We start from the raw sequence: 26,681 nt of genomic DNA on the forward strand, positions 1-26,681 counted from the left end.
GGTACGCCCGTGGATTTGAATGCCTGTGTCTGGTGTCAGCCCCTCCCCGCGCGCCTTTATGCCGCCGGCGTCCTCTCGATCTCCCTCGGCTTCAGCTCCGCGCTCTCCAGCACGTCCCGCAGATGGCGCTCCACCACCGGCAGGACCTCCTCGATCGTGACGTCCCGGCCGAGCTCGCCGGCCAGCGAGGCCACGCCCGCGTCGCGGATGCCGCAGGGGATGATCCGGTCGAACCACTTGTTGTCGGGGTTCACGTTGAGCGCGAAGCCGTGCATGGTGACGCCCTTGGCCACGCGGATGCCGATCGCCGCGATCTTGCGGTCCTCGCGGCGCTGGCCCGCGTTGGAGGGGGCGTACTCGGGGCCGTTCAGGCGCGGGTCGAACTCCTCGTCCTGGAGGCGCGGGTCGAAGTCCAGGGACAGCCCGCCGAGCCCCGGCCGCTGCTCGACCGGGTCGCCCAGCACCCACACCCCGCTGCGGCCCTCGACCCGGCTGGTCTCCAGGCCGAACTCCGCGCACGTGCGGATCAGGGCCTCTTCGAGGCGACGTACGTGGGCCACGACGTCCACCGGGCGCGGGAGCTTCTGGATCGGGTAGCCCACCAGCTGGCCGGGGCCGTGCCAGGTGATCTTGCCGCCGCGGTCCACGTCGATGACCGGCGTGCCGTCGAGGGGCCGCTCATTGTCCGCCGTGCGCCGGCCGGCCGTGTAGACCGGAGGGTGCTCCAGGAGCAGTACGGTGTCGGGGACCTCGTCGGCGAAGCGCGCCGCGTGCACCCGGCGCTGCTCGTCCCAGGCCTCCTGGTACTCGACGGCCTCGTCACCGAACCCCATGCGGACGAACCGCAACTCACTCACGGCAAGCGCCTCCCTCGGACGGGTGTGTCAGGCACGTAACGCGCCCAAGCCACTGTACGTCCGGCCCGAACCCGTCAGTCCCGAGGCCAATCCTCACACGATCGGATGAATGTCCGGGAAAATATGTGATGGGGTGCTTACTCTCCGCTACATTCGCGCCGTCCAGCAAGGCATAAGGCCTGCTCACAGGCAATCCGCGCACATCACTTAGGCCGGAAGGCAGGAGACCGCACCGCAGATGACGGAACGACCCGCGCAGCGCACCCCCAACCGACAGCTCGCCGCGCTCATCGCAGAAGCGGGGTTCTCCAACGCGGGACTCGCCCGTCGCGTGGACCAGCTCGGTCTCGAACACGGGCTTGATCTGAGATACGACAAGACCTCCGTCACCCGGTGGCTGCGCGGCCAGCAGCCCCGGGGGACCACGCCCGCCCTGATCGCCGAGGTCTTCACCCGGCGCCTGGGCCGCCGCCTCACCGCCCAGGACCTCGGCCTGGACGCCTGCGCCCCCGTCTACGCGGGGCTGGAGTTCGCCGCCACCCCCGAGGAGGCCGTCGACATCGTCAGCGGGCTGTGGCGCAAGGACTCCGGCAGCCACGCCGAGCTGCGGAAGATCGCCTTCACCCCGGCCGGGCTCGTCGTGCCCAGCCGGGACTGGCTGATCGGCCGGGCCGACGAGAAGGTGGCCCGGGGCGAACCGGCCGCCGCCCGCATCCCGGCGCAGGGCCGCCCCGCCCTCCGACCGCCGGACGGGCAGGGCGTGCCGTCCCTGCCCCGCCAGCGCGGCCAGGCCGAGCGCGGACCGGGCCAGAAGGTCACCGCCGGCGACATCGCCGCGCTGCGCTCGGTCGGCGAGCTGTTCCGCACCCTCGACGACGCCTACGGCGGCGGCCACGCCCGCCAGGCCCTCGTGCGCTACCTGGAGCACGAGTGCGAGCCGATGCTGCGCGGCACCTACGGCGAGCAGACCGGCCGCCGCCTGTTCGCGGCCGCCGCCGACCTGACCCGGCTCGCCGGCTGGACGTCGTACGACATCGCCGCGCACGGCCTCGCCCAGCGCTACTTCGTCCAGGCGCTCCGCCTCGCCCAGGCGGCCGGGGACCGGATGTACGGGGCGTTCGTCCTGGTCACCATGAGCCGGCAGGCCGTCTACCTCGGGCACGGGCGGGAGGCCGTGCAGCTCGCGCGGGTGGCCCAGCAGGGCGTCGGCACCTCCGGCCCGCCCGTCGTCCAGGCCCTGCTGCACGCCTCCGAGGCGCGCGGGCACGGGGTGCTCGGCGAGGTGCGGGCCTGCACGGCCGCGCTGGTCCGCGCCGAACGAGCCCTGGAGACCGCCCGGCCCGGGGACGACGTCCCGCACTGGGCGAAGTTCTTCGACGAGGCCCAGCTCGCCGACGAGTTCGGCCACTGCCACCGCGACCTGCAGCAGTTCCGCGCCGCCGCCCAGCACGCGGAACGCTCACTCCAGCTCCGCTCCCCGTCCTACGCCCGCAGCCGCCTCTTCTGCCGCGTGGTCCTCGCCACCGCCCGCCTGGGCCTCGGCGAACTCGACCAGGCCTGCCAGCTGGCCGCGGAAGCGGCAGGCCAGGCAGCCGAGATGCGCTCGGTACGGGCAGTGGAGTACGTGAGGGACTTCGAGCGACGACTGGAGCCGTACAAGGACGCGGCTCCAGTGCGTACCTACCGCGACAAAGTAGCGGCCCTTGGGTGAGGAGACCTAGGGGCGCGGGGAACTGCGCGAACAGCCCCCACGCACCCGCACCCGACGAACCACCTAAGCAGCCCGCGGCACAGTCGGCACAGGGTCGGCGACATGCAGGGACCGCCCGGCCCCAAGGTCCGCCAAAATCGCCGCCGACGCCCGATGCCCGGAGTGCAGAGCACCCTGCACCGTACTGGTGTCCCGGTGATCCCCACACACATACAGCCCGGCGATCAACCGCACCGGCCGCCGCAGATCATGCGGCGGCCGCATCGCCGGCACCGCCTCCGCCGTGTGGTGCACAGCCAACGTCTCCCACCGCGCGGTCGACACCCCGTACAACCGCGCCAGATGCATCCGCACGGCCGTGTCGACACCCCCCGGCGGCCGTCCCAGCACCGTCGAGGACACCAGCGCCCTCCCGGCCGGGGCCCGGGACGGATCGACCCGGCTGATCACGGCCGTGTGCGCGACCGGCCCGCCGAGGTCCGCGTCGAGCAGCAGGGACGCCCCCGTCCCGGGCGGCTCGTCGGTCGTGTGATGCACCACCGTCACCGGATGGAACTCCGGCACCCGCAACCCGGGCAGCAGCTCGGCCGCGGCCCGGGCGTCCGTGGCCACCAGCACCGCACGGCAACGGATCTCACCGTGCTCCGCGGTGGTCACCGAGGTCGTGGAGACGGAGGTGACGCGCACGCCCGTGTGCACCGTGCCCGCCGGCAGCGTCCGGGCCAGCAGCTCCGGCAGGGCCTCCGCGCCGCCCTCCGGCACGCACAGCCGGCCGCTCGCGAAGGCACGCAGCGCGAGGTCCGCGCACCGGCTGGACGTCGTCAGGTCCGGGTCGCACAGCAGGGCGGCGAGCAGCGGGCGCAGGAAGCCGTCGATCGTACGGGCGGGCAACCCGCGCGCCGCCAGGGCCTCACCGGCGGGCAGCTCCGGGCGGGCCAGCAGCCGTTCGGCCGGGGTGCCCGCCAGCCGGGTCAGGGCGGCACCGAGCCGGGCCTGGTCGACGGCCGTGCCCAGCGGGGCGCCGGACCGGCTCCGGGGCGCGGAGACCTGCCGGCCGGGCACGGCCACCGGCCTCCTGGGCAGCCGGGGCGCGGACGGCGACCGGGGAGCACTCGCCAGCGCGCGCACCGCGTGCAGTGCGCCCCGTGCGCCCCCTGTGCCGGGCTGGACGCCCGCGCGGTGGTGGCGGCCGTCGCCGTGCAGCAGGACACCGGGCGCGAACGGGCGCAGCACCAGGCCGCCCAGACCGGGTGTCAGCCGTAGTTCGGGATACGCCGTGGACAGCAACTGGCCGATCCGGTCGAGCCGGAAGCCGTCGATCTTCTCCGTCGCCATGCGGCCGCCGACGCCGTGGGCGGCCTCCAGGACCATGGTCGTCACTCCAGCGCTGGTCAGCCGGTGCGCGGCCGAGAGTCCGGCGACCCCGGCCCCCACGACGACCACGTCCGCCTGGTACGCGGGCTCAAGCACGTGCCCCTCCTCGAGGTTGCGCGGGCGCTGGAGACGTCATGCCCTCAACAGGCCGCAGGGATACGCGAGTTCTGGTCGAGGGTAGGGCCGTGATCGGTCAGGGGGAGTCGCGCATCGGCAGGGCACGGTCGCACAGCGGTCGCATACGGACGTCTTGTGGGCATGAAGTGGTCGCAGAGGGCTGGTGTGCGGGGCGAGGGGCTTTCTCGGCCCGCCTCACAGCGCCGCCCGGATCGCCCCCTCGATCTCCGGGAACGCGAACCGGAATCCCGACTCCAGCAGCCGCGTCGGCAGCACCCGGGCGCTGCCGAGCACCTCCCCTGCCATCTCGCCGAGCACGGTCCGCAGGGCGGGCGCGGGCACGGTGAACAGCGTCGGGCGGTGCAGCACGCGCCCCATCACCGCCGTGATCTCACGGTTCGTCAGGGGGTTCGGGGCGGTGAGGTTGAACGGCCCGGACAGGCCGTCGGTGTCGATGAGATGCCGGATCGCGGCGACCTCGTCGTGCAGCGCGACGAACGACCAGTACTGCCGCCCGTCGCCCATGCGCCCGCCCAACCCCGCCCGGAACAACGGGAACAGCCGCCCCCAGGCCCCGCCCTCGCGGGACACCACCAGCCCGGTCCGGGTCAGCACCGTGCGGACGCCGGCCTCCTGGGCGGGGGCCGTGGCTCCCTCCCACTCCACGCACAGCTCGGGCAGGAAGCCCGCGCCCGCGGGCGCGCTCTCGTCGACGGTGCGGTCCCCGGTCTCGCCGTAGTAGCCGATGGCGCTGCCGTTCACGAAGACCCGCGGCCGGTCCTGCTCCGCCAGCGAGGCGACCGCCCGGGCGAGCGCCGCCGTGCCGTGCACCCGCCCGGCCCGGATCCGCTGCTTGTAGGCCTCCGTCCAGCGGCGGTTGCCGACCCCCGCCCCCGCCAGATTGACCACCGCGTGACACCCGGCGAGCCCGGCCGCGTCCACCTCCCCTCGCTCCGGATCCCAGCGGAGCTCGTCCGCCGCCCGGGGCGCATGGCGCACCAGGCGCACCACCTCGTGCCCGTCCGCGGTCAGGGACCGCACCAGGGCGCTGCCGATGAGACCGGATGCGCCGGTCACCGCGATGCGTCGCATGGCTCAATCTTGCCGGTCGAACGGATAAAACCCCCGTTGGCGGATGCCGTCGCCGACGTAACGTGACCGCCATGCCGACTCCGCACATACGACCCGCACGGCTCGACGACGAGGAGGCGCTGGGGCGGCTCGACCGCGCCACCTGGTCGCCGCTGCACGCCGTCACGCCCCGCCCCGAGCCGCCGTACGCCCCGTTCTTCAGCGAGCAGCACCCGCTGCGGGACTCCCTCGTCGCCGAACTCGACGGGGTCGTCGCCGGCTACCTCCGGCTGGGGAACGCCACGCCGCTCGCCTGCAACTCCCATGTCCGGATGGTCCGGGGGCTCGCCGTCGCGGAGGAGGCGCGCGGCCACGGCGTCGCACGGGCCCTGCTGCGGGCGGCGGCGGAGGAGGCGCGGCGGCAGGGAGCGCGGCGCCTCACCCTGCGCGTCCTCGCGCACAACACACCGGCCCGGGGGCTCTACGAGTCCGAGGGGTTCGTGGTGGAGGGGATCCTGCCCGAGGAGTTCTTCCTCGACGGCGCGTACGTCGACGACGTGTCCATGGGCCGCTCCCTGTGAGCCGGGCCTACGACGCGGCGAGCTCGCCCGTGTCCACCGGCGCCGTCGCGCTCGCCGCCCGCTCCGCGTCCGGGGCGACCTCGGCCGCCGTCAGCACATAGCCCGTCTCGGCGTCCGAGGTGGAGCGGGCGAAGACCACGCCGAACACCCGGCCGTCCGTGGTGAGCAGGGGGCCGCCCGAGTTGCCGGGGCGGACCGTGGAGCGGATCGAGTAGATCTCGCGGGTGGCCGTCCCGTCGTTGTAGATGTTCTGGCCCGTCGCCCGGACCCGGTTCGCGACCGTCGCCGCCTGGAGGTTCAGGTCGCCGTCCTCCGGGTAGCCCGCGACGACCGCCGAGTCGCCGCGCTCGGCGTCGTCGTCGAAGCGCAGCACGGGTGCCCGCAGGCCCGGCACGTACAGCACGGCCACGTCCTTCTGCGGGTCGAAGAGCACCACCCGCGCCTGGTACGTCCGCCCGACCCCGCCGACCTGCACGGTCGGCTCGTCGATGCCGGCCACCACATGGGCGTTGGTCATCACGTGCTCGCGCGCGTACACGAACCCGCTGCCCTCGCGGCCCTGGGTGCCCGCGACGCCCTCGACCTTGACCGTGCTCAGCTTCGCGGCGTTCGTGGCGGCCGCCGTGACGCTGTCGCCGGAGGGCCGGGCGACCTCGGCCGTCGACTCGTTCTCGAACGGGTTGAAGACCTGCGGGAAGCCCGCCTGGGTCAGCGCGGACGTGGCCCGCGAGAACCAGGCCGGGGTGGTGTCCGGCATCGTCTGCTGCACGGCGCCGAGCAGCCGGGAGTCCCGGATCGCCGAGGTGATCAGCGGCGACGAGGACACGCCCAGCACGCTCGCGGCCACCCACGCCACGATCAGCACGGCCACCGCGTTGGCCACGGCCCCGCCGATCCCGTCCGCCACGCGGAGCGGGCCTCTGTCCAGCTCCCGCCGCAGCCGCAGCGCGATACGCCCCGCCAGCTCGTGCCCCACCACCGCCGGGAGCAGCACCGTGAACACCGCCGTCACCGTCGCGCGCGTCGTCCCCGGCTCCACCAGGCCCATCACCCACGGCAGGATCCACACGCCGATGACCGCGCCGCCCACGAAGCCCGCCAGCGACACACAGCCGGCCACCAGACCGCGCCGGTACCCCGACGCCGCGTAGGCGAGGACGACCAGCAACAGCAGGATGTCGAGCAGGTCCACGCACGCCGCCTTTCTCTCGGAACCCCTTAGTACGTGGGGGAAGGGCCCGTTGATCAGTCACACGCGCGCGGGTTGATCGGAACCGGCCACGCGCGCGTGCACTCGGAAAAACGTCGCGGACCGTGACGATGGTTCCACCGGGTGGCACATCACACATCGCGGACGGACCGGATCGAGCCGACAGTGGGATCATGCGTGTCTTGCGAAGACGGCGGGGTACGCGCGGCCACCGCGCCGCCCGGACACCCGGCAGCCGGACGCCCGGCATAGCCGGCCTGCCGCGCGCCGCCCGGGTGGCGCTCGGCTGCCTGCCGGGCTGCGCCGCCGTCGCCGCGCTGGTGCTGTGCGCCCACGGCGTCGAGCACGCCGCCGAGACCGCCCGACCGGCCCCGTCCCGCCCCATCGCCACGCCCTACGCCGCCCCGCGCCCGCACATCGTGCCGAGAGCCCAGTGGCTGGGCGACGCCGCCCGCAAGCAGCCCCGCCCGCGCTACGACGACCGGGTCGTCGCCGTCTTCCTCCACCACACCGACTCGCCCAACGACTACGACTGCGCCGACGCGCCCCGCATCATCCGGGACCTGTACACCGGCCAGACCGGCACCCGGGACTGGGACGACATCGGCTACAACTTCGTCGTCGACCGCTGCGGCACCGTCTACGAGGGCCGCGCCGGCGGCGTCGAGCGGGCCGTCACCGGCGCCCACACGCAGGGCTTCAACCACCGCACCACGGGCATCGCCGCCCTCGGCACCTTCACCGCGGGCATGTCCGTGCCCCGGCCCATGCTGCACGCCATCGCCGCGCTGTCCGCCTGGAAGCTGGGCCTGACCGGCACCGACCCGCGGGCCCGTGTCCGCCTGGTGTCCAGCAACGGCCTGAGCCGGTACGCGGCCGGCAGCACCGCCGAACTGCCCGCCCTGGCCGGTCACAACGACGGCTACATGACCAGCTGCCCGGGCGCCGCCCTGCACGCCCGCCTGCCCGAGATCAGACGGCTCGCGGCCCGGCTCCAGGGCCGGCCGGCAGGTCCACAGGAAGGCCACAGCGAACACGCGGTGTCCTCAGATCCCGGCGCCCTACGGTCACCACCACAGGAAGCCGACCGGAGGTGGGAACCATGAACGACGACGGACGTACGACGAACCCGGGAACGTGGGCCACGCGCGGCCCCTGGGCGGTGCTCTGCGCGGTCGCGACGGTCGTCCTGGGCCCGGCCGCGGCCACCGCGTCCGCCCTCGACCAGGCCAACGCGGCCCCGCTGCACCACGCGGTGCGGGCCGATCGGACACACGCGTACCTCCCGGCCGACACCAGCCGCCGCCGGGCCGCCTGATCAGCCCCTGAAGCGCTCCCACAACCGGGGATAGCGCTCGGCGAGCAGCTCCTCGTTCTCGAAGTCCAGCGGCGTGCCCTCCGGTTCGGGGGGCGCGGGCGGGATCTCCAGGTCGGGGGCGACCACGCCGGTGAGCTGCTCGTAGGCCTCGTCGGCCGCGTAGCCGAGCTCCTCGCCGTCGCCGTCGATCTCCTCGTCGAAGTCGTCCAGCAGCTCGGCGAGCGAGTCCGGGTCGTGCACGGCGCCCTCGAAGACATGGCGGCCCTGGCCGATCAGCCAGCAGCGGAAGAAGTCGAAGGCGTCGTCGCTCGCCCCGTCGAGCAGCACCCAGGCGGCGCCCCACAGATCCCAGCGGTAGGCGCGGTTGTAGCGGGACTCGAAGTGCCGGGCGAAGTCCAGGACCGAGTCCGGGTCCAGCTGGGCGAGTCGCTCGACGAGCAGGTCGGCCTGCTCCCCGGGGTCGCCCTCGGCGGCCTCCCGGGCGTCGTCCACCAGCTCCCAGAACTCCGTCTCGTCCATCACGGGTCCAGCATCGGCCCTGGGGCACGGGGGCGCACCCGGAGTGCGCGGGATCGTTATACGCCGTCCTGGGGGTGGTACAGCCGGGCCAGCCGCAGCGCGTCCCCGGCGAACCGCTCGCGCAGGCTGTCGGGCGCCAGCACCTCCACCTCCGGGCCCAGCGCCAGAAGCTGGGTGTGGGCGACCTCCTCGGACTCCACCGGCAGGTCCACCGTCACCCAGCCGTCGCCGTCCGGGGCGTCCGCGTCGGCCAGGGCCTCCCGGGCGGACAGCGAGTCGAGGGCGTACGGCAGTCTGCGCACGCCCTCGGGGGACAGCCGCACCACTACCCGCGCCCGCAGGATGGACCGCGCGAACTGTTCCGCCCGCTCCTCCCAGAACGCCGGCAGGTCGAACTCCGGCTCCCGCTCGAAGCGCTCCGCGCCCGGCTCCACCGCCGTGAACCGGTCGATCCGGTACACCCGGAAGGACGCGCTCCCGGCCACCCGGGCGCACAGGTACCAGACACCCGCCTTCAGCACGAGCCCGTACGGCTCCAGCTCCCGGACGACCTCGTCCTCCCCGCGCCGGTAGCGGGCGGTGATCCGCCGGTCGTCCCACACCGCGTCGGCGACGGCCGGCAGCAGCGCGGGCGTCTCCGGCTCCCGGAACCAGTTCGGCGCGTCCAGGTGGAAGCGCTGCGCCGCCGTCCTCGACGCGTCCCGCAGGGAGGGCAGCAGCGCCGCCGACACCTTCAGCCGGGCGGCCGAGGCCGCGTCCTCCAGGCCCATCTCGCGCAGCGCCCCCGGCACCCCGGACAGGAACAGCGCCTCGGCCTCGCCGCGGTGCAGCCCGGTCAGCCGCGTCCGGTACCCGCCGACCAGCCGGTAGCCACCGGCCCGGCCCCGGTCCGCGTACACCGGCACGCCCGCCTCCGACAGCGCCTGCGCGTCCCGCGTGACGGTCCGCTCCGACACCTCCAGCTCACCGGCGAGTTCGGCGGCCGTCATGGAGGGCCGGGACTGGAGCAGCAGCACCATCTTGATCAGCCGGGCAGCACGCATGTCCACATCATGCAGCAGGCCCCCGCCGAAGCGAGGGCCCGCCGATCACCGGTCCGTTCTCACAGACCGTACTTCTCGCGTGCTTCCTTCACGGCCGTCGCCTTCACCTCGCCGCGCTTGGCGAGCTGGGCCAGGGCCGCGACGACGATCGACTCGGCGTCGACGCCGAAGTGGCGGCGGGCCGCCTCACGGGTGTCCGAGAGGCCGAAGCCGTCGGCGCCCAGCGAGGACCAGTCCTGCTCGACCCACTGCGCGATCTGGTCCGGGACCTGGCGCATGTAGTCGGAGACCGCCAGCACCGGGCCCTCGGCGCCCTGGAGCGCCTGCCGGACGAACGGCACCCGCTCCTCGCCGCGCAGCAGCGCCTCGTCGGCCTCCAGGGCGTCCCGGCGCAGCTCGCTCCAGGAGGTCGCCGACCACACGTCGGCCGCCACGCCCCACTCCTCGGCCAGCAACTGCTGTGCCTTCAGCGCCCAGTGGATCGCCGTACCGGAGCCGAGCAGCTGGATCCGCGGGGCGTTGGCCGGGGGCGTGATGCCCGCCGACTCCGCCGTGTTGAAGCGGTACAGGCCCTTGACGATGCCCTCGTCGATGCCGTCGACGGACGGCTTCGCGGGCTGCGGCAGCGGCTCGTTGTAGACGGTCAGGTAGTAGAAGACGTTCTGGTCCTCACCCGGGGCCGCCTCGCCGTACATGCGGCGCAGACCGTCCTTGACGATGGCCGCGACTTCGTACGCGAACGCCGGGTCGTACGTCAGCGCCGCCGGGTTGGTCGCGGCGATGACGGGGGAGTGGCCGTCGGCGTGCTGGAGGCCCTCACCGGTCAGGGTCGTACGGCCAGCCGTGGCGCCGACGAGGAAGCCGCGGCCGAGCTGGTCGCCGAGCTGCCACATCTGGTCGGCCGTGCGCTGCCAGCCGAACATCGAGTAGAAGATGTAGAACGGGATCATCGCCTCGCCGTGCGTCGCGTACGACGTCGAAGCGGCGATGAAGTCGGCCATCGAACCGGCCTCGGTGATCCCCTCGTTGAGGATCTGGCCGTTCTTGGCCTCCTTGTAGTACATCAGCTGGTCGCGGTCGACCGGCTCGTACGTCTGGCCCTTGGGCGAGTAGATGCCGAGCGACGGGAAGAGCGACTCCATGCCGAAGGTGCGCGCCTCGTCGGGGACGATCGGCACCCAGCGCTTGCCGGTCTCCTTGTCGCGGACCAGGTCCTTGATCAGGCGGACGAACGCCATGGTGGTGGCCACGTTCTGCGAGCCGGAGCCCTTGTCGAAGGAGGCGAACGCCTTCTCCGCCGGGGCGGGCAGCGCGGCGACCGGGTGGACGCGGCGGGCCGGGGCCGGACCGCCGAGGGCGGCACGGCGCTCCTGGAGGTAGCGGACCTCGGGGGAGTCGGCGCCCGGGTGGCCGTAGGGGACCACGCCGTCGACGAAGTCGCTGTCCTTGATCGGCAGGCCGAGCAGGTCGCGCATGTTCTTGAACTCGTCCACCGAGAGCTTCTTCATCTGGTGGTTGGCGTTCTTCGACGCGAAGCCCTCGCCGAGGGTGTGGCCCTTGACCGTCTGGGCCAGGATCACCGTCGGCGCGCCCTTGTGCTCGACGGCCGCCTTGTACGCGGCGAACACCTTGCGGGACTCGTGACCACCGCGCGAGAGGTGGAAGCACTCGAGGATCTTGTCGTCGCTCAGCAGCTTCGCCATCTCAGCGAGCGCCGGGTCGGCACCGAAGAAGTCCTGGCGGATGTAGGCCGCGTCGCGCGTCTGGTACGTCTGGATCTGCGCGTCCGGTACCTGGCGCAGCCGGCGTACGAGCGCGCCCGTGGTGTCGAGCTGGAACAGCTCGTCCCAGGCCGTGCCCCACAGCGTCTTGATGACGTTCCAGCCGGCGCCGCGGAACTGGGCCTCCAGCTCCTGCACGATCTTGAAGTTGGCGCGGACCGGGCCGTCCAGGCGCTGCAGGTTGCAGTTGATGACGAACGTGAGGTTGTCCAGCTCCTCACGGGCCGCGAGCGCCAGGGCCGCCGTCGACTCGGGCTCGTCCATCTCGCCGTCGCCGAGGAACGCCCACACGTGCGAGGCGGAGGTGTCCTTGATGCCGCGGTTGGTGAGGTAACGGTTGAAGCGCGCCTGGTAGATGGCGGAGAGCGGGCCCAGACCCATGGAGACGGTCGGGAACTCCCACAGCCAGGGCAGCCGGCGCGGGTGAGGGTAGGACGGCAGGCCGTTGCCGCCCGACTCGCGGCGGAAGTTGTCGAGCTGTTCCTCGTTCAGGCGGCCGTCGAGGAAGGCGCGGGCGTAGATGCCGGGGGAGGCGTGGCCCTGGATGTAGAGCTGGTCGCCGGAGCCGTCGGCCTCTTTGCCTTTGAAGAAGTGGTTGAAGCCGGTCTCGTACAGCCAGGCGGCGGAGGCGAAGGTGGCGATGTGGCCGCCCACGCCGTACTTGCTGCCCCGGGTCACCATCGCGGCCGCGTTCCAGCGGTTCCACGCGGTGATCCGCTGCTCCATCTCCGCGTCACCGGGCACCTCGGGCTCGGCGGCGGTGGGGATGGTGTTGACGTAGTCGGTCTCGAGGAGCTTCGGCAGCGCGATGCCGGCGCCCTCGGCGCGCTCCAGCGTACGGCGCATCAGGTACGCGGCACGGTGCGGCCCGGCAGCCTTGGCGACCGCGTCCAGGGAGGCCTGCCATTCGGCGGTCTCCTCCGGGTCCCGGTCCGGGAGCTGGTCGAGCTCGCTCGGCTGGATGGCGTTGGGGTCGGTCATGTCGCCGCCTTCCTCAGTCGAAGGGGGTTCCCTCATCGGTAAGGGTTCGGGGGTGCCCTTTGTCTTTGGCAGGACAGGGCTGAGGCTTGGGTGGCAAGCCCGTCCGTGACTGTAACTCCCTGATCGATGATCGATCAAAGGGTTGAGAGGGAAAACCTCTTGATCACGAGAAAGTCGGCACGGGGTGCCTCCGGCGGTGGCACGCGGTGACGGCCTTTCGAAGGGTTTTCGCAGGTCGCAGGCGTTTGAGCGGGGTTGCGCTCGGGTGTCACGCCCGGGGCGCGCAGCCCAGGACGTGCGCCTTGACCAGCTCCGCGATCCGGGGGTCGCGGCGCTTGAAGGCGGCGACCAGCTCCTCGTGCTCCTCGGCGTACGACTGCTGCTGGGTGCCCAGCCAGCGGATCGACAGGGCCGTGAACACCTCGATGCCGAGGCCTTCCCAGGTGTGCAGCAGCACGGAGTTGCCGGCGGCGCGGACCAGTTCACGGTGGAAGGCGACGGTGTGGCGGACCTGGGCCGTGCCGTCGGACATGCGGTCCGCCTCGTAGAGCGCGGTGACGTGGGGTTCCAGCGCCGAGCAGTCCTCCGCCAGGCCCTGTGCCGCCAGTTCCGCCGCGATGGCCTCCAGGCCGGCCCGGACCGGGTAGCTCTCCTCCAGGTCGGCGGCGGTGAGGTTCCGTACGCGGACGCCCTTGTTCGGAGCGGACTCGATCAGGCGCAGGGACTCCAGTTCGCGCAGGGCCTCGCGGACCGGGGTCTGGCTGACCTCCAACTCGGTGGCGATCCGGCGCTCGACGATCCGCTCGCCCGGCTGCCAGCGGCCGCTGATGATGCCCTCCAGGATGTGCTCGCGGATCTGCTCGCGCAGCGAGTGGATGACGGGCGCGGTCATGAGGGCTCCTCAGTCGGGATTGACGTTTAGACAATACGGCCGGTTCGCTCCGCGGGTGGGGCAGGTGGGGGTGTCTTGGTGCAGGTGAGACGAGACTTACACGAGGGTGTGGGCTTGTCGTTCGGCTGACGGTTGTGGGGGGGGGTGCTCGCGCCCACGCGGCGGAGCCGCACATCGATACAGCCCCGCGCCCCTGAAAACGGGCGGTGCCCCCGCCCGGGGATTTCCGGACAGGGGCACCGTTCAGCCGTTGAGGAAGGTCAGAGGCCGAGCTCGACCTCGAACTCGCCTGCCTCCAGGATGGCCTTGACCGCCGTCAGGTAGCGGGCGGCGTCGGCGCCGTCCACCAGGCGGTGGTCGTAGGACAGGGTCAGGTACGTCATGTCGCGGACGCCGATGACGGGGCCGTCCTCGGTGTCGATGACGGCCGGGCGCTTGACCGTGGCGCCGATGCCGAGGATGGCGACCTGGCCCGGCGGCACGATGATCGTGTCGAAGAGCGCGCCGCGCGACCCGGTGTTGGAGATGGTGAAGGTCGCGCCGGACAGCTCGTCCGGGGTGATCTTGCTGGCGCGGACCTTGCCCGCCAGCTCGGCCGTGGCCTTGGCGATACCGGCGAGGTTGAGGTCACCGGCGTTCTTGATGACCGGGGTCATCAGGCCCTTCTCGGAGTCCACCGCGATACCGATGTTCTCGGTGTCGAAGTAGGTGATGGTCCCCTCGGCCTCGTTGATCTTGGCGTTGATCGGCGCGTGGGCCTTCAGCGCCTGGGCCGCGGCCTTGACGAAGAACGGCATCGGGGAGAGCTTGACGCCCTCGCGGGCCGCGAACGCGTCCTTGGCGCGGGCGCGCAGCTTCATCAGACGCGTGACGTCGACCTCGACGACCGAGGACAGCTGGGCCTGCTCGTGCAGGGCCTTGACCATGTTGTCGCCGATGACCTTGCGGATCCGCGGCATCTTGATGGTCTGGCCGCGCAGCGGCGAGGCCTCCAGCGCCGGGGCCTTCTTGGTGGCGGCGGCCGGGGCCGCGGCGGCCGGAGCCGGGGCAGCGGCGGCGGCCTTGGCGGCCTCGGCGGCGGACATGACGTCCTGCTTGCGGATACGGCCGCCGACGCCGGTGCCCTTGACGGTGGACAGGTCGACGCCGTGCTCGGCGGCGAGCTTGCGCACCAGCGGGGTGACGTAGCCGCCGTCGTCGGCCGGCTGGGCGGCGGCCGGGGCGGCCGGTGCCTGGGCCGGAGCCGGGGCGGGAGCAGGAGCGGCCGGGGCCGGCTCGGGAGCCGGGGTGACCTGCTGCTGCGGGGCCGGGGCCGACGGAGCCTGCGGGGCCGGAGCGGGCTGCGCCGGAGCCGGGGCCGGAGCCGGAGCGGCAGCCGGGGCCGGGGCCGGGGCAGGGGCCGGGGCAGGCTCGGGCTGGGCCGGGGCGGCCGGGGCCTCCTGCGCCGGGGCGGCGGCCGGAGCGGCACCCGCCTCGCCGATGACGGCGAGCTTGGCGCCGACCTCGGCGGTCTCGTCCTCGCCGACCACGATCTCCAGCAGCGTGCCCGAGGCGGGCGCCGGGATCTCGGTGTCGACCTTGTCGGTGGAGACCTCGAGCAGCGGCTCGTCGGCCTCGACGCTGTCACCGACCGACTTCAGCCAGCGGGTGACGGTGCCCTCGGTGACGGACTCGCCGAGCGCGGGCAGGACCACGTCCGTGCCCTCGGCGGAGCCGCCGCCGGCGGCGGCCTCGGCGGTGGGAGCGGGCGCCGGAGCGGCCTGCTCGGTGGACGGGGCGGCCGGGGCCGGCTCGGGAGCGGGCTCGGCGACCTGCTCGGCCTGCGGGGCCGGGGCGGCAGCGGGCGCGCCCGTGCCGTCGTCGATCACGGCCAGCTCGGCACCGACCTCGACCGTCTCGTCCTCGGCGACCTTGATGGAGGCCAGGACGCCGGCGGCGGGGGAGGGGATCTCGGTGTCGACCTTGTCGGTGGAGACCTCGAGCAGCGGCTCGTCGGCCTCGACGCGCTCACCCTCGGCCTTCAGCCAGCGGGTGACAGTGCCCTCGGTGACGCTCTCGCCGAGCGCCGGAAGGGTTACGGAAACCGCCATGGTTTCGGTTGCTCCTTACGGAAAGTGCGGAAGTCTGTGTCGTCGCGTTCGTCGACCGAGGGGTCAGTCGTGCGAGTGGAGCGGCTTGCCGGCCAGGGCCAGGTGGGCCTCGCCGAGCGCCTCGCTCTGCGTCGGGTGGGCGTGGATGAGCTGCGCGACCTCGGCCGGCAGCGCCTCCCAGTTGTAGATCAGCTGGGCTTCGCCGACCTGCTCGCCCATGCGGTCGCCGACCATGTGGACGCCGACGACGGCACCGTCCTTGACCTGGACGAGCTTGATCTCGCCCGCGGTGTTCAGGATCTTGCTCCTGCCGTTGCCCGCGAGGTTGTACTTCAGAGCGACGACCTTGTCCGCGCCGTAGATCTCCTTGGCCTTGGCCTCGGTGATGCCGACGGAGGCGACCTCCGGGTGGCAGTACGTCACCCGCGGGACACCGTCGTAGTCGATCGGAACGGTCTTCAGACCGGCCAGACGCTCCGCCACCAGGATGCCCTCGGCGAAGCCGACGTGCGCGAGCTGGAGGGTGGGGACGAGGTCACCGACGGCGGAGACGGTCGGGACGTTGGTGCGCATGTACTCGTCGACCAGGACGTAGCCGCGGTCCATGGCGACGCCCGCCTCCTCGTAGCCCAGGCCCTGGGAGACCGGGCCGCGGCCGATGGCGACGAGCAGGATCTCGGCCTCGAACTCCTTGCCGTCGGCGAGGGTGACCTTGACACCGTCCTGGGTGTACTCGGCCTTCTCGAAGAAGGTGCCCAGGTTGAACTTGATGCCGCGCTTGCGGAAGGCGCGCTCCAGCAGCTTCGAGCTGTTCTCGTCCTCGACCGGGACGAGGTGCTTCAGGCCCTCGACGATCGTGACGTCGGTACCGAAGGACTTCCACGCGGAGGCGAACTCGACGCCGATGACACCGCCGCCCAGGATGATCGCGGACTTCGGCACGCGGTCCAGGACGAGGGCGTGGTCGGAGGAGATGATCCGGTTGCCGTCGATCTCCAGGCCCGGCAGCGACTTCGGCACGGAGCCGGTCGCCAGGAGCACGTGGCGGCCCTGGACGCGCCGGCCGTTCACGTCGACGGAGGTCGGGGAGGACAGGCGGCCCTCACCCTCGATGTACGTCACCTTCCGCGAGGCGACGAGACCCTGCAGGCCCTTGTACAGGCCGGCGATCACGCCGTCCTTGTACTTGTGGACACCGGCGATGTCGATGCCCTCGAAGCTGGCCTTCACACCGAACTGCTCGCTCTCGCGAGCCTGGTCGGCGATCTCGCCCGCGTGCAGCAGGGCCTTGGTGGGGATGCAACCCCGGTGCAGGCAGGTGCCGCCGACCTTGTCCTTCTCGATCAGGGCGACGTCCAGGCCCAGCTGCGCCCCGCGCAGGGCCGCGGCGTAACCACCGCTGCCACCGCCGAGGATCACTAGGTCGAAAACGGTGCTGGCGTCGTTCGCCACGTCACGTCCTCCATGCATGTGCGCCGTGAGCCGGTCTTCACTGACCGGCAGGCGGCTGGTGTCCGGCCGCTCGTTCTTCGGCCCTTCGGTGGGGCCCTGTCCTGCCGAGCCCCATCTTCGCACTTGTCAGCACACAAGGAGACGCCGGGCTGCTGTGTGAGACGCCCCACGTTCACATGAGCCGCCCGGGGGGAGCGCCCAAGGGGCGCGGGGCTGTGTCTGATCTGCGGCTCCGCCGCGCGGGCGCGACCAGCCCCAGGGCGACGCCCCAAAGGGGCGCGGGGAACTGCGCGACCAGCCCCCACGCCCCCGCACTCGCCACACAACCGGCGAGACCGGGCTAAGAGGCGAACTCAGCCAAGGTCACCCGCGGCGGTCAGCTCGGCCAGCCGCACCAGCGTCCGCACACCGCTGCCCGTGCCGCCCTTCGGCGTGTACCCGAACGGCCCGCCCTCATTGAAGGCCGGCCCGGCGATGTCGAGGTGCGCCCAGGTGATGCCCTCGCCCACGAACTCGCGCAGGAAGAGACCGGCGACCAGCCCGCCGCCCATCCGCTCACCCATGTTCGCGATGTCGGCCGTGGGCGAGTCCATCCCCTTGCGCAGGTGCTCCGGCAGCGGCATCGGCCACGCCGGCTCCCCGACCTCCCCGGCCGCCTCGTACAGCGCCGTGCGGAAGGAGTCGTCGTTGCCCATGATCCCGAACGTCCGGTTCCCCAGCGCCAGCACCATCGCCCCGGTCAGCGTCGCCACGTCCACGATCGCGTCCGGCTTCTCCTGCGACGCCGCCCACAGCGCGTCGGCCAGCACCAGCCGGCCCTCCGCGTCGGTGTTGAGCACCTCCACCGTCTTGCCGCTGTACATCCGCAGCACGTCACCCGGACGGGTCGCGGAGCCGGAGGGCATGTTCTCGGCCAGGGCCAGCCAGCCGGTGACGTTGACCTCCAGGCCGAGGCGCGCCGCGGCGACGACCGCGGCGAACACCGCGGCCGCGCCGCTCATGTCGCACTTCATCGTCTCGTTGTGACCGGCCGGCTTCAGCGAGATGCCGCCCGAGTCGTACGTGATGCCCTTGCCGACGAAGGCGAGGTGCTTCTTCGCCTTGGAGGAGGTGTACGACAGCTTGACCAGGCGCGGTCCCGCGGCCGAGCCGGCCCCGACGCCGAGGATGCCGCCGTAGCCGCCCTTGGCGAGGGCCTTCTCGTCGAGCACCTGCACCTTGATGCCGTGCTCCTTGGCCGCCGCCTGCGCGATGGCGGCGAACGACTCGGGGTTCAGGTCGTTCGGCGGGGTGTTGACCAGGTCGCGGGCGCGGTTGAGCTCCTCGGACACGGCGACGGCACGCTCGATCGCCGCCTTGTACGCCTTGTCGCGGGGCTTGCCGCCGAGCAGGGTGACCTCGGCGAGGGGGGCCTTGCCGTTCTTCGCCTTGGGGTCCTGGCCGTTGGCCTTGTACGCGTCGAAGGAGTACGCGCCGAGCAGCGCGCCCTCCCCGATCGCGGCGGCGTCGGCGGCGTCGGTCAGCGGCAGGGCGAAGGCGGCCTTCTTGGACCCGGCCAGGGCGCGGGCGGCGACACCGGCGGCCTTGCGCAGCGCCTCGGTGTCGTAGTCGGCGTCCTTCTCCGGGACCGCGCCCAGGCCCACCGCCAGAACGAGGGGTGCCTTGAAGCCGGACGGTGCCGGCAGCTTCGTCACCTCGCCCTCGGCACCGGAGGCGCCGAGAGTCTCCAGGACGCCGGCGAGCCTGCCGTCGTACGCCTTGTCCACGGCCTCGGCGCCCGGTGCGACGACCGGCCCCTTGGCTCCCTTGGCGACACCGATCACGATCGCGTCGGCCCGCAGACCGGGCGCCGCGGCGGTGCTGAGAGTGAGAGCAGTCACGGTGGTGAAATCTCGCTTCCGATGTGAAGTTGCTGTGGTCGAACGGTGTGGGTCGACCGGGCCCGACAGCCGACCCTATTCCGACCTCAGGGTCTGGGATCCGCGGGGCCTTCCCCGGTGCGGCGAACACTCGACGACGAGACTACGCGCGTGGCCCCGTTCGCTCATTCCTGCGGGCGTTCACCTGTCGGTGGCGTAGTGGCCATTTCTTGATCCTCTATGTCGGTGAACTGAGTCACACTCGTCGGGATCCGGTGAGCGCTCTGCTCACCGCTTTGCATGATTTCCACGGATCCTCCTCTGTTCGACCGCAAGGGGATTCCGGGATCTTCTGGGGGAGGGGACCATGGCGCAGCGTGCGCGCAGATGGAGAAACACGGCCGCCGCGGTGACGGCGACGGGCATGATCACGGCGGGGGCGGTGGCTCCGGGGGCGGCGGCCGCGGAAGCCCCGCGCATCGATCTGAAGGTGCTGGTGGTGGACAACGGCGACAGCTCCGTCCGGGCCGTCGCCGCCCAGCTGAAGAGCACGGGCATCCCGTACACGACCGTCGACCTGAACGACACCGGCCGCCCGAAGATCACCGAGTCGTTCCTGAGCGACACCGTGAACGGCCGGCCCCGCGCCAGGTACCAGGGCGTCGTCCTGCCGAACGAGTCCCCGTTCGGCGCCGGCTCCGCCGAGCAGACCGCCCTGGAGACCTACGAGCGGACGTACGGCATCCCGCAGGTCGACGCCTACACCTGGGCGCACCCGGAGGTCGGCCTCGACTACACCAGCGAGGGCGGCTGGGCCGGCACCCTCGACGGGCGCGAGGCATCCGTCACCGCGGCCGGGAAGGCGGGCTGGTTCGGCTACCTCGACGGCGCGTTCCGGTTCGAGGACAACGCGCCGGACGTCCAGGAGAGCTACGGCTACGTCGCCCGGCCGCGCACCGGCTTCACCAGCTACGTCGACATCCCGGTGCCCGGCGGCACCGGCCGCGGCAGCCTCGTCGGCGAGTACGCCCACGACGGCCGCCGCGAGCTGGTGGTGACCTTCGCCTACAACGGCAACCAGCAGCAGTTCCGGCTGCTGGCCCGCGGCATCGTCGAGTGGCTCACCCAGGGCGTGCACCTCGGCCAGACCCGCAACTCCTTCGCGGTGCACATCGACGACGTGTTCGCCCCGGACAGCCGCTGGGACACCGAACGCAACTGCACCCCGGGCGACTTCGACTGCGCGGGCGGCGACGGCGAGGGCACCACGCCGATCCGCATGACCGCGGACGACGCCGCCTATGCCGCCCAGTGGCAGCGCGAGCACGGCTTCACCATGGACATGGTCTACAACGCCGGCTCCGGCGAGGCGTGGAAGGCCGAGCACGGCGGCACCGACGCCCTCACCGACCGGCTCCTCGCCGACAAGGCGCAGTACCGCTGGGTCAACCACACCTACACGCACCCCTTCCTCGGCTGCGTCCAGGACACCTCCACCGTGCCGTGGAGCTGTGCGAAGAACACCGACGGCTCGACGAAGTACATGAGCCGCGCCGAGATCGCCGCGCAGATCCGCGACAACCACGACTGGGCCGTGGCCAAGGGCCTCCCCGTCGACCGCACCGAACTGGTCACCGGCGAGCACTCGGGCCTGAAGACCCTGCCCCAGCAGCCCGCCGACAACCCGAACCTGGCCGGCGCCCTCGCCGACACCGGCGTGAAGTGGATCGCCTCGGACAATTCCCGCGAGCCCGAGCAGCGCCCGATCGGCACCGCGCTGACCGTGCCGCGCCACCCGATGAACGTCTACTACAACGTGGGCACGGCGGCCGAGATGGCCGACGAGTACAACTGGGTCTACGCCTCGCGGGCCGACGGCGGCAGCGGCGTCTGCGAGGACAACCCCACCTCCACCTGCCTGGACGAGCCGCTCGACCCGGACACCGGCTACGCCGAGCACATCGTCCCGCAGGAGGCCCGCACCGCCCTCGGGCACGTCCTCGCGGGCGACCCCCGGCCGCACTACGCGCACCAGTCCAACCTGGCCGAGGACCGGCTGCTCTACCCGGTCATGGAGCGGGTGCTCGACGACTACCGGGCGCTGTTCGCCGACGACACCCCGCTGGAGAACCCCCGGCACAGCGCCATCGGCACCGAGGTGCGGCGCCGCGCCGCCTGGCAGACCGCCCTGGCGAACGGCAGCGTGACGGCGTACCGGATCGGCGGCACGGTCACCGTCACCGCCCCGTCCGGGACCCAGATCCCGGTGACCGCGCCGGAGGGCACGAAGAAGGAAACCCTGCTCGGCGCCACCGAGTTCGGCACCCCGTACGCGGGAGCCCGCTCGGCCTGGACGACCCCGGCAGCACTCCAGTCGGCTCTCACGCTGAAGTTGCCCTAAAGGGGCGCGGGGAACTGCGCGACCAGCCACAACGGCCCCGCACTCGGGATCCGGCAGCAGCTCCCCGCACACCATCCGCATCACAGGGGGAATCACCGCATGAGGCGAACAGGCCGTCATGTCACCATGCTCACCGAAGGCACCTACCCGCACGTCCACGGCGGCGTCAGCACCTGGTGCGACCAGCTCGTCAAGGGCATGCCCGAGGTCGACTTCCACATCGTCTCGCTCACCGGAAACGGCTGCGAACCCGTCACCTGGGAACTGCCGCCCAACGTCTACGCGCATACCTCGGTCCCGACCTGGGGCCCGCGCCCCGGCCGCGGAAGACCCCCGTACGGCAGGGCCCGCCGCCGCTTCACCGAGGCCTACGAGCGGTTCCTGCTCTCCTTCCTCGACCCCGCCTCGCACGCCGACTTCGGCGAGTCCCTGAACGAGCTGGCCGAACTCGCCCGGGACGGACGCCTGTCGGCGGCCCTGCGCACCGAGTCGGCGCTGCGGTCCCTGATGTGGATCTGGACCATGCCGCATCTGCCGACGGCCGCCGCCCGCCCCACCGTGCACGACGCGCTCACCGCCACCGACCTGCTGGAACACGCCCTGCGCCCGCTCGGCGTGCGCATACCCGAGGACTCCGTCGCGCACGCCGTCAGCAGCGGCCTCGCCACCCTGCCCGCGCTCGCCGCCCGCCACCTGGACGGGGTGCCGTTCCTGCTCACCGAGCACGGCATCTACCTGCGCGAGCGCTACCTCGGCTACCGCCGCGACGCCCAGCGCTGGCCCGTCAAGGCGTTCATGCTCGGCTTCTACCGCGAGCTGAACTCCCACGGCTACCGCGCCGCCGACCTGATCACCCCGTGCAACCAGTACAACCGCCGCTGGGAGGAGCGCGGCGGCGCCGACGCCGACAAGATCCGCACGGTCTACAACGGCGTCGACCCGGCCGCCTTCCCGCACGCCGGCCCCGAGCCCGAGGTCCCGACCCTGTCATGGTGCGGCCGCATCGACCCCATCAAGGACCTGGAGACCCTGATCCGCGCCTACGCCCTGGTGCGCGCCGAGATCCCGGCGACCCGGCTGAGGCTCTTCGGCCCGGTCCCGCCCGGCGGCGAGGCCTACCGCACCCGCCTGGAGAAACTCGCCGCCGAACTGGGCGTCACCGACGGCCTGACCTTCGAGGGCCGTATCACCGAGGTCTGGCGCGCGTACGCGGCCGGGCACCTCGTCATGCTGTCGTCGATCTCCGAGGGCTTCCCGTTCTCCATCATCGAGGCTATGTCGTGCGGCCGTACGACCGTGTCGACGGACGTCGGGGGAGTGCGTGAGGCCGTCGGCGACACGGGCCTGGTGGTGCCCCCGCGCGAGCCGGAGAAGATGGCCGCCGCCGCGCTGACCCTGCTCAAGGACGACGAACGCCGCCTGGAACTGGGCCGGTTGTCGCGCCAGCGCGTCATCGACCGGTTCACGCTGCGCCGCTCGGTGGACGCCTTCCGCACCATCTACAAGGAACTCGCGGGCGAGGACGAGGTGTACGAACCCACGCTGGAGACCGTGGCCGACTGGACCCTGGAACTGCGCGACCCCTGGTACGCGGCCGTCGCGACGGACGGAGCGGGCTGGTGAGCGGAAACGTCTGGCTGCCCCCGGGCTCCCGCCCGGACACCCTCCCCGGCATCCCCCGGCAGCGCACCCCCAGCTGGGCCCAGCCCGACCCGGTCGACGAACTCGCCGACCGCCTGGAGGACTTCGTGGCCGCGGCCGTCCACCCGGACGAGATAGCCGCCCTGCTGGAGTCCGACGGCCTCTCCGACGACCAGATACGCGAGCGGTACGGCGTGAAGAACTCCTTCGCGCTCGCCGAGACCCTCTACGAACGGGTCGAACGCCGCTACCCCGAGCCCGACGGCCCGGCCCCCGACCCCTGGCGGATCGGCCTGCTCGGCTGCCTGCTGCGCGGCGTCGTCTTCGCCCTGCCCGGCCTCGCCTACGTCCTCGGTGCGCCCCTGTTCACCGGCCCCGACGACTTCGGCCTCCCCGCGGGCACGGTCCCGCTCCTGGCCGGTGCCCTGTGCGGCTGGACGTGGAACCAGGGGCTCGCCCACCGGGCGTACGCGTGGCTGGGGCTGGGCGACCGGACGGCCGCCCGGCGCGCCCTGCTGCTCGGCGCCCCGGCGGGCGCGCTGCTCGGCTCCCTGGTCGCCCTGGCGTTCGCGGGCGGCGCCGCCCCGACCGTGGTCGCCTTCGCCGCCGGTCAGTCCTGCTACCTGGCCGCGGCGACCGTCCTGCTGGTGATGGGCCGCGAACGGCACCTGCTCGTCGCCCTCGCGCCGATGGCCATGGGCGCGGTCCTGTCCCTTGTCGACCCGCTGCCCGAGGCCGCGAGCCTGACGCTGCTGCTGGGCTCCCTGGCGGCGGTCGCGGTCCTCGGGCTGCGCGAGGTCGCGCCCGCCCTGAAGAGCGAGGGCGGCTGGACCGCCGGCCTCGTCGCCCTGCTCCCGTTCGGCGCGTTCGGCACCGCCCCCGCACACCGCCGCCCCGCCGGCCCCCGGCTCACGAGCTCGCTGCCGTACGCCCTGTTCGGGCTCGGCACCGGCGTCCTGGTGCTGTACGCGGCGCTCGGCGACGTCCTCGCCGGGCAGGAGCAGAGCGCGGTGGCCGCGCCCGCCGCCGTGGCGCTCACCCTCAGCATGGGGCCCGCCGAGTGGCTGCTGTACCGCTTCCGCAGCGACAGCCTCGCCGGACTGCGCTCCAGCAGCACCGCCCGGGACTTCTGGCGCACCACGGTCCTCACCGTCGCGCAGTGCCTCTCCGCCTACCTCGCCGCCCTGCTCGTCCTGAGCCTGGCCGCCTCCGCCCTGTGGCCCGGGGCCCCGGTCCCCGGCGGCGTCCGGCTGGCCGGGCTGCTCCTGCTGGGCGTGGTCCTGTGGACGGGCCTGCTGCTGCAGTCGTTCGGCGCGGTGACCGGCGCGACGGCCGTGTGCTGCGCCGCCGCCCTCGCCCAGACCCTGCTCCTCGTCACCCGCACCGGTGATCCGCACCTGGCCGGTGCGGTCGTCTACGGCACGGCGGCCGCCGTCCAGGCCGTCCTGGTGTGCGCGCTGCTGGGGAGGGCAACCGCCCACCGATGAGCACTCTCCTGGTCCCGTACTACGAGCACCCGTCCGCCCGCCCCGCCGAATGGGAGGCGATCGTCGCGGCGGCGCCCCGCCTCTACGGGGTGGTCCTCAACCCGGCCAGCGGCCCCGGCGACCGGCCCGACGCGGCCTTCGCCGAGGTCGCCGGCCGGCTGAAGGAGGCGGGCGTCCGGCTCCTCGGGTACGCCGACACCGACTACGGCCGCCGCGCCGCCACCGACGTCGTCCGCGACCTCACCCGGCACCGCGACTGGTACGGCACCGACGGCGCCTTCCTCGACCAGGTCCCCGCCGGGCCCGAGGAGTTCGAGCACTACCAGAAGCTCGCGGTGGCCGCCTGGGGCGTCGGCTGCCGCACCCTCGTCCTCAACCACGGCACGCCACCGCACCCCAGCTACGCCCGCATCGCCGACGTCCTCGTCACCTTCGAGGGCACCTGGGACGCGTACCGCGCCCAGCACCCCCGGCCCTGGCCCGGCGGCACGGACGTACGGCTGTGCCACCTGGTGTACGGCGTGCCGCCCGGCGCCGACCCGGAGGGCCTCGCCCGGGCGCGGGGTGCGGCGGTGCACTGCGCGGTGCCCGGAACCGGAGATCATCCTTGGGGCACCCTGCCGTACACCCTGGAGAACACCTCGTGAGACGCCCGCTGTTGCCCGCCGCCCTGCTGCTCCTGCTGCTCGCGGGCTGCACCCAGGGCCCCGACGACAAGCCCGGCCCCCGCTGGCAGCCCCGCCCCGGCACCGCCTGGCAGTGGCAGCTCAGCGGGCGCCTGGACACCTCCGTCGACGTGCCGGTCTACGACGTCGACGGCTTCGACACCTCCGAGGAGACGGTCGCCCGGCTGCACGACGACGGGCGCAGGGTCATCTGCTACCTGTCCACCGGCGCCTGGGAGGAGTTCCGCCCGGACGCGGGGAAGTTCCCGAAGGAGGTTCTCGGGCGTGGCAACGGCTGGCAGGGCGAACGCTGGCTCGACATCCGCCGCACCGACGTCCTGGAGCCGCTCATGGCGGCCCGCCTCGACATGTGCCGTGACAAGGGCTTCGACGCGGTGGAGCCCGACAACATGGACGGCTACCGCAACGACACGGGCTTCCCGCTCACCGCCACCGACCAGCTCCGCTACAACCGCCTCATCGCCCGCCTGGCCCACGACCGGGGCCTGGCCGTCGGCCTGAAGAACGACCTGGACCAGATCCCGGACCTGGTCGGGGACTTCGACTTCGCGGTCAACGAGCAGTGCGCCCAGTACCGCGAGTGCGGGGCCCTGAAGCCGTTCGTCGAGGCGGGCAAGGCCGTCTTCCACGTCGAGTACGAGGTGCCCACCGGCCGCTTCTGCGCCGAGTCCCGCCGCCTGAAGCTCAGTTCGCTGCTCAAGAAGTACGAACTGGGGGCGTGGCGACAGGCGTGCTGAGACCGATCCCGGAGATCGTTTCGGCCCAGTGGCAGTCAGCCCAGTGACAGCACGACCAGCGCCGTGGTCGCGGCCGTCTCCGCGAGTCCGCCGAACACATCACCGGTGACCCCGCCGAAGCGGCGCGTGCAGTGGCGCAGGAGGGCCTCGGCGGCCGCCAGGGCGACGACGACCGCGAGCGCGGTCCGGGCGAGGTCGTACGCCCCGAAGAGGGCACCCCCCGCCGCCGCCGGGACCGCCACGGCGACGGCGGCGAGCAGCGCTCCGCGCACCGGCACCACACCCGCGACCGCCGCCCCCAGCCCCTCCGGCCGCGCCGCCGGCACCCCGGCCCGGGCCGCGAGGGTCAGGGCCAGCCGCGCGAGCGTCGCGGAGACCACGGCGGCGAAGGCGCCCCGGGCCCAGGAGGTGTCGTACGCCTGGGCGAGCGCGGCGACCTGCGCGAGCAGGACCAGGACGAGGGCGATGACCCCGAACGGCCCGATGTCCGACTGCTTCATGATCCGCAGCGCGTCCTCGGCGGGCTTCCCGCTGCCCAGCCCGTCGGCGGTGTCCGCCAGTCCGTCGAGATGCAGCCCCCGGGTGAGGACGGCGGGGACGGCGGCGGTGGCCACGGCGGCGAGCGGCGCACCCGCCCCGAGGAACAGCAGTACCAGCCCGAGCGCGGCGGCGGCGGCCCCGACCGCCAGCCCGGCCAGCGGCGCGCACAGCATGCCGCCGCGCGCCGCCTCCCGGTCCCACCGGGTCACCCGGACCGGGAACACCGTGAGCGTGCCGAAGGCGAAGCGGACACCGTCGAGGGGCGAGGATCTGGGCACCGGCGCAGGCTACCGGCCGGTCAGGAGAGCGGACACGGCGGCCGAGGATAAAGTT

Annotated in this window: 21 protein-coding genes; 9 read left to right on the plus strand and 12 right to left on the minus strand. The window is 72.9% G+C overall.

What is annotated here, in order from left to right:
• Nucleotides 1-56: 56 nt before the first annotated feature.
• Entirely contained in the window at nucleotides 57-857 is an 801-nt protein-coding gene (gene lipB / locus IE255_RS04910; RefSeq protein ID WP_190048843.1) for a lipoyl(octanoyl) transferase LipB, read from the minus strand.
• A 238-nt stretch (nucleotides 858-1,095) separates the two neighbouring features.
• On the opposite strand from lipB, the gene IE255_RS04915 reads away from it, so the two are divergent.
• Complete coding sequence (locus IE255_RS04915; RefSeq protein WP_190048844.1) at nucleotides 1,096-2,568, plus strand: NsdA family TPR-like regulatory protein; 1,473 nt, start codon at nucleotides 1,096-1,098, stop codon at nucleotides 2,566-2,568.
• Between the two features lie 63 nt (nucleotides 2,569-2,631).
• Here the strand turns inward: IE255_RS04915 and IE255_RS04920 are convergent, their stop codons facing one another.
• Together IE255_RS04920 and IE255_RS04925 are read right to left on the minus strand one after the other, a co-directional pair.
• A complete protein-coding gene (locus IE255_RS04920; protein WP_190048845.1) occupies nucleotides 2,632-4,038 on the minus strand; it encodes an NAD(P)/FAD-dependent oxidoreductase in 1,407 nt (468 codons plus the stop codon).
• Between the two features lie 216 nt (nucleotides 4,039-4,254).
• Entirely contained in the window at nucleotides 4,255-5,151 is an 897-nt protein-coding gene (locus tag IE255_RS04925) for a TIGR01777 family oxidoreductase (protein WP_190048846.1), read from the minus strand.
• 71 nt (nucleotides 5,152-5,222) lie between these two features.
• Between IE255_RS04925 and IE255_RS04930 the strand changes: the two genes are divergently transcribed.
• Nucleotides 5,223-5,711 carry a GNAT family N-acetyltransferase gene (locus IE255_RS04930; protein ID WP_190048847.1) on the plus strand — a complete coding sequence of 163 codons (489 nt, stop codon included), beginning with the start codon at nucleotides 5,223-5,225 and terminating at the stop codon, nucleotides 5,709-5,711.
• Between the two features lie 7 nt (nucleotides 5,712-5,718).
• Here the strand turns inward: IE255_RS04930 and IE255_RS04935 are convergent, their stop codons facing one another.
• A complete protein-coding gene (locus tag IE255_RS04935) occupies nucleotides 5,719-6,903 on the minus strand; it encodes a MarP family serine protease (RefSeq protein ID WP_190048848.1) in 1,185 nt (394 codons plus the stop codon).
• Nucleotides 6,904-7,196: 293 nt separating this feature from the next.
• On the opposite strand from IE255_RS04935, the gene IE255_RS04940 reads away from it, so the two are divergent.
• Entirely contained in the window at nucleotides 7,197-8,027 is an 831-nt protein-coding gene (locus IE255_RS04940; protein WP_229906313.1) for a peptidoglycan recognition protein family protein, read from the plus strand.
• On the plus strand, nucleotides 8,024-8,239 hold the full coding sequence (locus IE255_RS04945) for a hypothetical protein (protein WP_190048849.1): 216 nt from the start codon (nucleotides 8,024-8,026) through the stop codon (nucleotides 8,237-8,239). Before IE255_RS04940 ends, IE255_RS04945 begins: the two co-directional genes overlap by 4 nt.
• On the opposite strand, the gene IE255_RS04950 is transcribed toward IE255_RS04945, so the two are convergent.
• From IE255_RS04950 to IE255_RS04980, 7 genes are all read right to left on the minus strand, one after another.
• Complete coding sequence (locus tag IE255_RS04950; RefSeq protein WP_190048850.1) at nucleotides 8,240-8,761, minus strand: DUF4240 domain-containing protein; 522 nt, start codon at nucleotides 8,759-8,761, stop codon at nucleotides 8,240-8,242.
• 53 nt (nucleotides 8,762-8,814) lie between these two features.
• Nucleotides 8,815-9,801 carry a helix-turn-helix transcriptional regulator gene (locus IE255_RS04955; RefSeq protein ID WP_190048851.1) on the minus strand — a complete coding sequence of 329 codons (987 nt, stop codon included), beginning with the start codon at nucleotides 9,799-9,801 and terminating at the stop codon, nucleotides 8,815-8,817.
• Nucleotides 9,802-9,860: 59 nt separating this feature from the next.
• Nucleotides 9,861-12,563, minus strand: coding sequence for a pyruvate dehydrogenase (acetyl-transferring), homodimeric type (aceE, locus tag IE255_RS04960; protein WP_190048852.1), 2,703 nt, complete (start codon nucleotides 12,561-12,563; stop codon nucleotides 9,861-9,863).
• 268 nt (nucleotides 12,564-12,831) lie between these two features.
• Entirely contained in the window at nucleotides 12,832-13,455 is a 624-nt protein-coding gene (locus tag IE255_RS04965) for a GntR family transcriptional regulator (protein WP_190048853.1), read from the minus strand.
• 260 nt (nucleotides 13,456-13,715) lie between these two features.
• Complete coding sequence (gene sucB, locus IE255_RS04970) at nucleotides 13,716-15,545, minus strand: 2-oxoglutarate dehydrogenase, E2 component, dihydrolipoamide succinyltransferase (protein WP_190048854.1); 1,830 nt, start codon at nucleotides 15,543-15,545, stop codon at nucleotides 13,716-13,718.
• A 63-nt stretch (nucleotides 15,546-15,608) separates the two neighbouring features.
• On the minus strand, nucleotides 15,609-16,997 hold the full coding sequence (lpdA, locus tag IE255_RS04975; RefSeq protein ID WP_190048855.1) for a dihydrolipoyl dehydrogenase: 1,389 nt from the start codon (nucleotides 16,995-16,997) through the stop codon (nucleotides 15,609-15,611).
• Nucleotides 16,998-17,350: 353 nt separating this feature from the next.
• Complete coding sequence (locus tag IE255_RS04980) at nucleotides 17,351-18,877, minus strand: leucyl aminopeptidase (protein WP_190048856.1); 1,527 nt, start codon at nucleotides 18,875-18,877, stop codon at nucleotides 17,351-17,353.
• A gap of 346 nt (nucleotides 18,878-19,223) precedes the next feature.
• Here IE255_RS04980 and IE255_RS04985 point away from each other — a divergent pair, with 346 nt between their 5' ends.
• From IE255_RS04985 to IE255_RS05005, 5 genes are all read left to right on the plus strand, one after another.
• Nucleotides 19,224-21,257, plus strand: a complete 2,034-nt coding sequence (locus tag IE255_RS04985; RefSeq protein ID WP_190048857.1) for a hypothetical protein — start codon at nucleotides 19,224-19,226, stop codon at nucleotides 21,255-21,257.
• Between the two features lie 99 nt (nucleotides 21,258-21,356).
• Nucleotides 21,357-22,880, plus strand: a complete 1,524-nt coding sequence (pelF, locus tag IE255_RS04990) for a GT4 family glycosyltransferase PelF (RefSeq protein ID WP_190048858.1) — start codon at nucleotides 21,357-21,359, stop codon at nucleotides 22,878-22,880.
• Complete coding sequence (locus IE255_RS04995; protein ID WP_190048859.1) at nucleotides 22,877-24,385, plus strand: hypothetical protein; 1,509 nt, start codon at nucleotides 22,877-22,879, stop codon at nucleotides 24,383-24,385. Before pelF ends, IE255_RS04995 begins: the two co-directional genes overlap by 4 nt.
• Nucleotides 24,382-25,032: a spherulation-specific family 4 protein gene (locus IE255_RS05000; RefSeq protein ID WP_190048860.1), complete on the plus strand. Its 651-nt coding sequence runs from the start codon at nucleotides 24,382-24,384 to the stop codon at nucleotides 25,030-25,032. Before IE255_RS04995 ends, IE255_RS05000 begins: the two co-directional genes overlap by 4 nt.
• On the plus strand, nucleotides 25,029-25,808 hold the full coding sequence (locus IE255_RS05005; protein WP_190048861.1) for an endo alpha-1,4 polygalactosaminidase: 780 nt from the start codon (nucleotides 25,029-25,031) through the stop codon (nucleotides 25,806-25,808). Before IE255_RS05000 ends, IE255_RS05005 begins: the two co-directional genes overlap by 4 nt.
• A gap of 35 nt (nucleotides 25,809-25,843) precedes the next feature.
• Here the strand turns inward: IE255_RS05005 and IE255_RS05010 are convergent, their stop codons facing one another.
• Nucleotides 25,844-26,626 (minus strand): adenosylcobinamide-GDP ribazoletransferase, encoded by a 783-nt coding sequence (locus tag IE255_RS05010; protein WP_190048862.1) that lies wholly within the window; start codon nucleotides 26,624-26,626, stop codon nucleotides 25,844-25,846.
• Nucleotides 26,627-26,681 lie beyond the last annotated feature (55 nt).

The sequence above is a fragment of the Streptomyces lomondensis genome, from assembly GCF_014651035.1.
Classification (GTDB): Bacteria; Actinomycetota; Actinomycetes; order Streptomycetales; family Streptomycetaceae; genus Streptomyces; species Streptomyces lomondensis.